Origin of the sequence: Azoarcus taiwanensis, from assembly GCF_012910885.1 — a bacterium.
GTDB classification, from domain to species: domain Bacteria; phylum Pseudomonadota; class Gammaproteobacteria; order Burkholderiales; family Rhodocyclaceae; genus Azoarcus_F; species Azoarcus_F taiwanensis.
In genome coordinates, this window is sequence record NZ_WTVM01000015.1 from 39,593 (window position 1) to 45,805 (window position 6,213).

The 6,213-nt window shown below is 63.7% G+C and carries 6 protein-coding genes; 2 read left to right on the forward strand and 4 right to left on the reverse strand.

Features of this window, described 5'->3' with window-relative positions:
* Window positions 1-17: 17 nt before the first annotated feature.
* The 4 genes from GPA21_RS04120 to GPA21_RS04135 all read right to left on the reverse strand — a co-directional run bounded on the left by GPA21_RS04120 (window position 18) and on the right by GPA21_RS04135 (window position 4,846).
* Window positions 18-791 carry a DUF2189 domain-containing protein gene (locus GPA21_RS04120; RefSeq protein WP_168986947.1) on the reverse strand — a complete coding sequence of 258 codons (774 nt, stop codon included), beginning with the start codon at window positions 789-791 and terminating at the stop codon, window positions 18-20.
* A 134-nt stretch (window positions 792-925) separates the two neighbouring features.
* Window positions 926-2,191 (reverse strand): MFS transporter, encoded by a 1,266-nt coding sequence (locus tag GPA21_RS04125; RefSeq protein WP_168986948.1) that lies wholly within the window; start codon window positions 2,189-2,191, stop codon window positions 926-928.
* Between the two features lie 113 nt (window positions 2,192-2,304).
* On the reverse strand, window positions 2,305-3,240 hold the full coding sequence (locus GPA21_RS04130; protein WP_168986949.1) for a phosphoribosylaminoimidazolesuccinocarboxamide synthase: 936 nt from the start codon (window positions 3,238-3,240) through the stop codon (window positions 2,305-2,307).
* Between the two features lie 310 nt (window positions 3,241-3,550).
* Window positions 3,551-4,846: a DUF3422 family protein gene (locus GPA21_RS04135; RefSeq protein WP_168986950.1), complete on the reverse strand. Its 1,296-nt coding sequence runs from the start codon at window positions 4,844-4,846 to the stop codon at window positions 3,551-3,553.
* A gap of 187 nt (window positions 4,847-5,033) precedes the next feature.
* Here GPA21_RS04135 and GPA21_RS04140 point away from each other — a divergent pair, with 187 nt between their 5' ends.
* A complete protein-coding gene (locus GPA21_RS04140) occupies window positions 5,034-5,777 on the forward strand; it encodes a glycosyltransferase family 2 protein (RefSeq protein ID WP_211163411.1) in 744 nt (247 codons plus the stop codon).
* The coding region (locus GPA21_RS04145; protein ID WP_168986951.1) for a VTT domain-containing protein at window positions 5,777-6,213 on the forward strand (437 nt) is incomplete at its 3' end. The genes GPA21_RS04140 and GPA21_RS04145, both read left to right, overlap by 1 nt.

Below are 6,213 nucleotides of genomic sequence, written 5' to 3' on the forward strand. Positions count from 1 at the left end.
TCAGCAGCTATTCGCACTCACTCGACCAGATCCCGGTAAGCATGCCAGGTCGCATGGCCGAGCAGGGGGAGCAACAATACCAGCCCCACCATCATCGTTGCGAAGCCGATACCGATGAGCAAGACGATCAGCGCCGCCCACAGGGCCATGGCTCGGAGGTTGAGGCTCACTGCCCGCAGGCTTGTCATCATCGCAGTGACCATGTCGGTGTCCCGGTCCATCAGCATCGGCACCGAAATCACGGTTGCGCAAAACACCAGACCCGCGAACAGGAAGCCGGCGAGCAGGTATATGGCGGCGAAGCCCAAGTGTTCGCCAGAAAACAGCACGGTGCGCATGAAGCCGCCAAGCTCGGCTATTTCACCGGTGAACAGCAGCGCGAACAGCACCGCCGAAACACGCTCCCAGCCGAGCATCACGATGGCGAGGAAGATGCCGATGGACAGCAGCGATTCATAGTTGCCAGCGATGCCACGCAATGAGTCGCGCAGCCCGGCTGGTTGGCCTGCTGCCGATCGACGCGAGATTTCGTAGAGGCCGGCGGCGAGGATCGGGCCGACGAGGAAGAAGCCCGAGATCGACGCGGTCACCAAGTAGGGTCTTGGTGCTGCGAAGGCGAGAATGAGGTATCCAATCGCGGCGAAGAAGACCCCGTATGCGATGCTGGCGAAACCGTGCTCGCGCAGATCGTTCCAGCCCATCTGCAGCCAATGAAACGGTCGGGCATGGTCGACTTCGCGCACCCGGGGAAGATTGAAGTGGCGGTCAAGCTTGTGCATTGAATGATCCATGATGGTCTCCTTTGCAACTTGCGGCCAGGAAGCGCCGCCTGGGGCTTGGCAGTCTGTTCTGAGTGGCTACGAGAGCTTGCTCACATCCATTTTGAGTGGCTTAGCCGCTGATGGTTCTCATTTGTATCAATAGATCATTTCTCCTCAGCTTGCCAGATGTTGCGGCAGCCGGTCTCACGAACGAACAGGCTCGCAATCGTGCCGAGTAGTGCAAGCGCCGCGATCAGACTGATGCCGAGCAGAAAGGTTTGCTCGCTGTACTGGCGTACCCCATCGATCACGGTGCCATCCCAGCCGAGGTCCATCACCATTCCAACGGCCGGCTGGATGAGCGCGCCGGCGAGGAAGCCGCCCATGTTGGTCACGCTGGTGCTCATGCCTGACAAGTGGGCAGGATTCACCTCCTTGGCGCAGGCCCAGGTCAACACAAAGCCGGCGGTCGCCACACCCATGAGTGCGAACAGCGCATGACTGAGCGCCGGCGGCAGGCTGATTGCCGACAACAACAGCACCCAGAATCCGCACACCACGAGACCACTGCCGAAGAGTACGGGCTTGCGTCGGCCGATGCGGTCGGACAGCGAACCCACAGCCAGACAGCCTATCGCGAAGCCTGCGAAATAGAGCGACAGATGGCCTGCTGCAGTGACCGAACTCATGCCATGGATGGTCGTCAGGTACGGTGTCAGCCACAGGCCGCCGAAAGTGAAGAAGCTGCCGGTAAGACCGAAGTTGACCACCACCGGAGGCCAGGTTGCGCGATTACGCAAGACCCCTAGCAGCGCCCCCATCACGGCTGTCCGGTCGAAGCCGCGAGTGCCCGCGGGGCCCTGCTTTTCGTCGCGGATGAGCAGCCAGCTGGCCAGTGCGATCAGCAGCGACACCACCGCGACCGCGACGAAGACTGAGCGCCAGGACACTGCCGACGCAGCGGCTGCGAGCGGGGTGCCGGCGAGTACAGAGCCCGCATTGCCGATGAGCATCGACAAGCCGACCAGGGTGGCGAAGCGGCGTTCGTCGAACCACAGTGCGATGAGCTTGAGCATCGCGATGAAGACCACCGACACGCCGAGGCCGATCAGCGTGCGGCCGATCATCGCGATGGTCAGGTCGGGGGCAAGGCCGAAGAGCAGACTGCCGACTGCAGCGATCAGGCTGCCGCCGACCAGAATGCGTCTGGGTCCCAGGGTGTCGACCAGCACGCCGGTGGGTACCTGCATGATGGTGTAGACATAGAAGTAAGTCGCGGCCAGCACGCCGAGCGAGGCTGCGCTGGTCTGGAAGGTTGACGCGAGATCGCCCGCGATGCCAGCCGGTGCGAAACGATGGAAAAACGACAGGACGTATGCCGCGATTACGACCGCGAGTGCGATCATTCGGCCGTCCGAGGCCTTGCTCATGCTCTTCTCCTCCCGGGGGCGCTCGTTGTCGCCACCTCGTCTGTTTGTGTGCGCCTCAAGTTCCGGACGCGGACGCCGACCGCATCGCGGTCGGCGGTGCTGCGGGATCGATTTCAGTCGAGCGCGAGGCCGGTCAGTTTCTCATAGGCCTCGCGGTACTTGCTTGCGGTGTGTGCGATGACTTCCGACGGCAGTTTCGGACCGGGGGCTTTCTTGTTCCAGTCCAGGGTTTCCAGGTAGTCGCGAACGTACTGCTTGTCGAAGCTCGGAGGGCTGATCCCCTCGCGGTAGCTGTCCGCCGGCCAGAAGCGTGAGGAATCCGGGGTGAGCGCCTCGTCGATGAGGTGTAGCGTGCCCTTGTCGTCGACCCCGAACTCGAACTTGGTGTCGGCGATGATGATGCCTCGTCCGCGGGCGTAGTCGGCGGCTTCGGTGTAAAGCGCGATCGCGACGTCGCGAGCCTGCGAGGCCAGGGTCGCGCCATCGGTGCCGGTGCCGGCCAGGGCGTCGTTCAGCACCGCGGCGCATCGCGCCTGTGCCTGCTCGAAGGAGATGTTTTCGTCGTGATCGCCGACCTCGGCCTTGCTTGCCGGGGTGAAGATCGGCGCCGGGAGGCGTGCCGCCTGCGCGAGGCCGGCGGGCAGGGCGATGCCGCAGATCGCGCCGGTTTCCAGGTAGTCCTTCCAGCCTGAGCCGATCACGTAACCCCTCACCACCGCCTCGATCGGTAGTGGTTTGAGACGCTTGACTACCAGGGCGCGGCCGCGAACCTGTTCGCGCTCATTGGGGGCGACCACGGACTCGGGGTCGATGCCGGTGAGTTGGTTGGGCACGACATGGCCGAGGCGAGCGAACCAGAAGTTGGCGAGCGCGGTCAGTACGCGGCCCTTGTCGGGAATCGGATCCGGCAGGATCACGTCGAAGGCAGAAAGACGGTCGCTTGTGACGATGAGAAGCTTGTCGTCATCGATGGCGTAGATGTCGCGGACCTTTCCGCGACCGAGCAGTTGCAGGCTGGTGATCGATGATTCGAAGAGGGGCTGGGTCACGGGCGCGGATCCGGAGGAAATTGAACTAAACCGGATTATACGTTGGAGACGGGGTCCGGATTGATCGCTTCTCGCCAAACACGCGAGCCGGTGCCGGCTGTCGGTCGTTCGGCTCCGATGCCATTCGCGCTGCCGCTGTAAGCCTCTCTTCGCTGCGATTCCCGAACTCGCGCTGCGCGCTCAGACAGCGGGAATCGCGGCCGCTACGCTCGCCAACAGCGGCATGCGCTCAGGCAAAGTCGCCTCACGGCCGTCAACCGGCACCGCCTCGCTGCGCCGTGCCGTGCCAATGGTGAGGGCTTGACCAAACTCAGTGCTCGATCCCCTGAGCCTCCGCCGCGACCGCGCGGCGCATGCGGCGCAGGCCGATGAATACCAGGCCCGCTATGACAGGGATGGATGCAGCCGTGACCAGCTCCGGGGTGAGCGGGGTTATCCAGTCCTTCGCGCCCTTGGCGAGGTAATTTACCAGTTGCGAGCCGTAGTAGGTGATCGCGACGATGGAGAGGCCCTCCACCGTCTCCTGCAGGCGGAGCTGGAGCTTGGCGCGCCGGTTCATCTGTTCCAGCAACGCCTGATTCTGTCGCTCGAGCTCGATATCCACCCGGGTTCTCAGAAGCTGCGAATTGCGGGCGATCCGCCCCGAGAGCTCCTCCTGCCGGCGGGACATGGTTTCGCAGGTGGACATGGCCGGTGCGAGCCTGCGCTCCATGAACTCGCGGATCGGCGAGAAGCCGGCCACCCGCAACTCACGCAATTCGTCGATGCGCTGGCGCACCAGACGGTAGTAGGCGGCTGCGGCGCCGAAGCGATACGTCGTGCGTGCCACCGAGCGCTCGACGTCTGCCGCAAGCCGGGTCAGGCGACCCAGCACCTTTCGTTCATCCTCGGAACTGCGGGCTTCGCCGATGCTGTCCATGAGATCGGCGAGTTCAGTCTCGGCCTGCGACACCAGGCGACCGACTTCCTTGGCAACCGGAAACGCGAGCAACGCCATCGTGCGGTAGGTTTCGATCTCCAGCAGGCGTTGCACCGTGCGTCCGGCCTGTCGAGGTGTGAGTGACACGTCGAGTAGTGTGAAGCGGGAGAAACCATCATGCAGATGAAAATCGGTAAGAACCCATCCCGCACCGTCGCTGATGCGGGACACGATCTGGCTGGCGGCATCGGTGGAGAGATGCGCCAGCATCGCCTGCGCCGCCTCATCGTCTGCCTTGCGGGCTTCGACCTGGCTCGCAACGATCAGGCGGCCGGGAATCGCCTTGCGCCAGGTCGTCGGCACGGACAGAAGTGCGTCGTTCTCCGAAAGTGAGGTGGCTTCGTCTCGCCGAAAGAAGGCATAACTCGAGAACTCACTGTGGCGCTCCCACTTGAGGCGGAATTCCGGCGCCTCGATCATCAGATGGACCGCCTCGTCGAAGGGTTCGGCCAGTCCAAGCTGTTGAGCCAGGAGGCGGAGGTGCGCGATCTCACCGTCCGCGCTGCCGTTCTCGTGCAGAAAGGCCAGGTAGGCCACTCGCTCCGGCGGTTGCAGGGCTACCGGCGGCCGCGCATGGACTTCGTCGTTGAGCGTTCTGCGCAGCGGATGTTCTTCGAATAGGGACATGGGCGAAACGAGCATGAGCCGAGGGGTGGAGGGGGTGCGGATAGGGACGTCGGCGCAGAATGGGCGGCCGTTGCGCCCCGAGCGCCATCGCCACGCCCTATAATACGCGTTTGCCTGCTTTGTGCGTGTGGCCGACTCGGCGCCGCCATTCGTTCTCGCCATGACTCGATCAGATTCCGGAACTCCCGTGACCAGCCGCATGCCGGACTGCGGCGCCGACATCCTCCTATCGGTCGTGGTACCGGTCTTCAATGAAGAGGACAACGTTCGTCCGCTGGCCGAGGAGATCCTGCTGGCATTCGAGCGCATCGATGGCGACTGCGAGCTCATCCTGGTGGATGACGCCAGCACCGATGGCACTGCTGACGTCTTGCGCCAGACGGCATCCGCAGTCTCCTGTCCGGTCTTTCACCGGCGGAATTGCGGCCAGAGTGCAGCGGTGGCGAGCGGCTTCAAGGTCGCGCGCGGCGAGTGGGTCGCCACGCTGGACGGCGACGGCCAGAACGATCCGGCTGACCTCCCTGCAATGCTGGCGCGCGCGATGCGCGAGCGCGTGGATTGCGTGACCGGTGTGCGGGCGAAGCGTCGGGACAACTTCGTGCGCAAGGTTTCCTCCCGCGTCGCCAACGGTTTTCGTGACTGGGTGACCGGCGACAAGGTCTCCGACAGCGGTTGCGGTATTCGGGTGGTGCGGCGTACGGCGCTTGCCGAAGTGCCAGTATTCAACGGCATGCACCGCTTTCTGCCGACCTTGCTGCGTGGCCAAGGCTACAAGGTTGTCGAGCAGCCGGTGAACCATCGCGAGCGCTTGCGTGGTGTGTCCAAGTACGGCGTTGGTAATCGCCTTTGGCGAGGCATCCGGGATTGTTTCGGGGTGCGCTGGTATCTGAAGCGCGCCGTGCCGGGAGACCGGATGGCCGGAAACCGCTGATGAGCCAAGAGCTCGAGCGCCAAGCAGAGGACGACGGGCCGGACGAGGAGTCGCTCGAGCGAGCGCTGCCTGCGGTCGCTGCGGCAAGCTCGAGAAAGCTCATCGCCATCGTCGGCGTCGCGCTTGTCGTATTCCTGATCATCCACTACACGCCGATCGGTGAGGCGCTCGACGCCCTCACCGATATGGACCGGACACTGCTCGCTGGTGGCGGCGGCAAGGCCGCGGCATGGTTCGTGCTCATCACCGCGGGCTTGATGACCATCGGCATGCCACGGCTCGTGTTTTATGTGCTGGGCGGCGTGGCGTTCGGATTCTGGTTGGGCCTCGTGCTTGCATTGATCGGAAGCCTGATCGGCTCCTTCATCATGTTTCGTGCAGCACGTTGGGGTGGCCGAGACTGGCTGGTCGAGCGTTTCGGCAAGCATCGATGTCT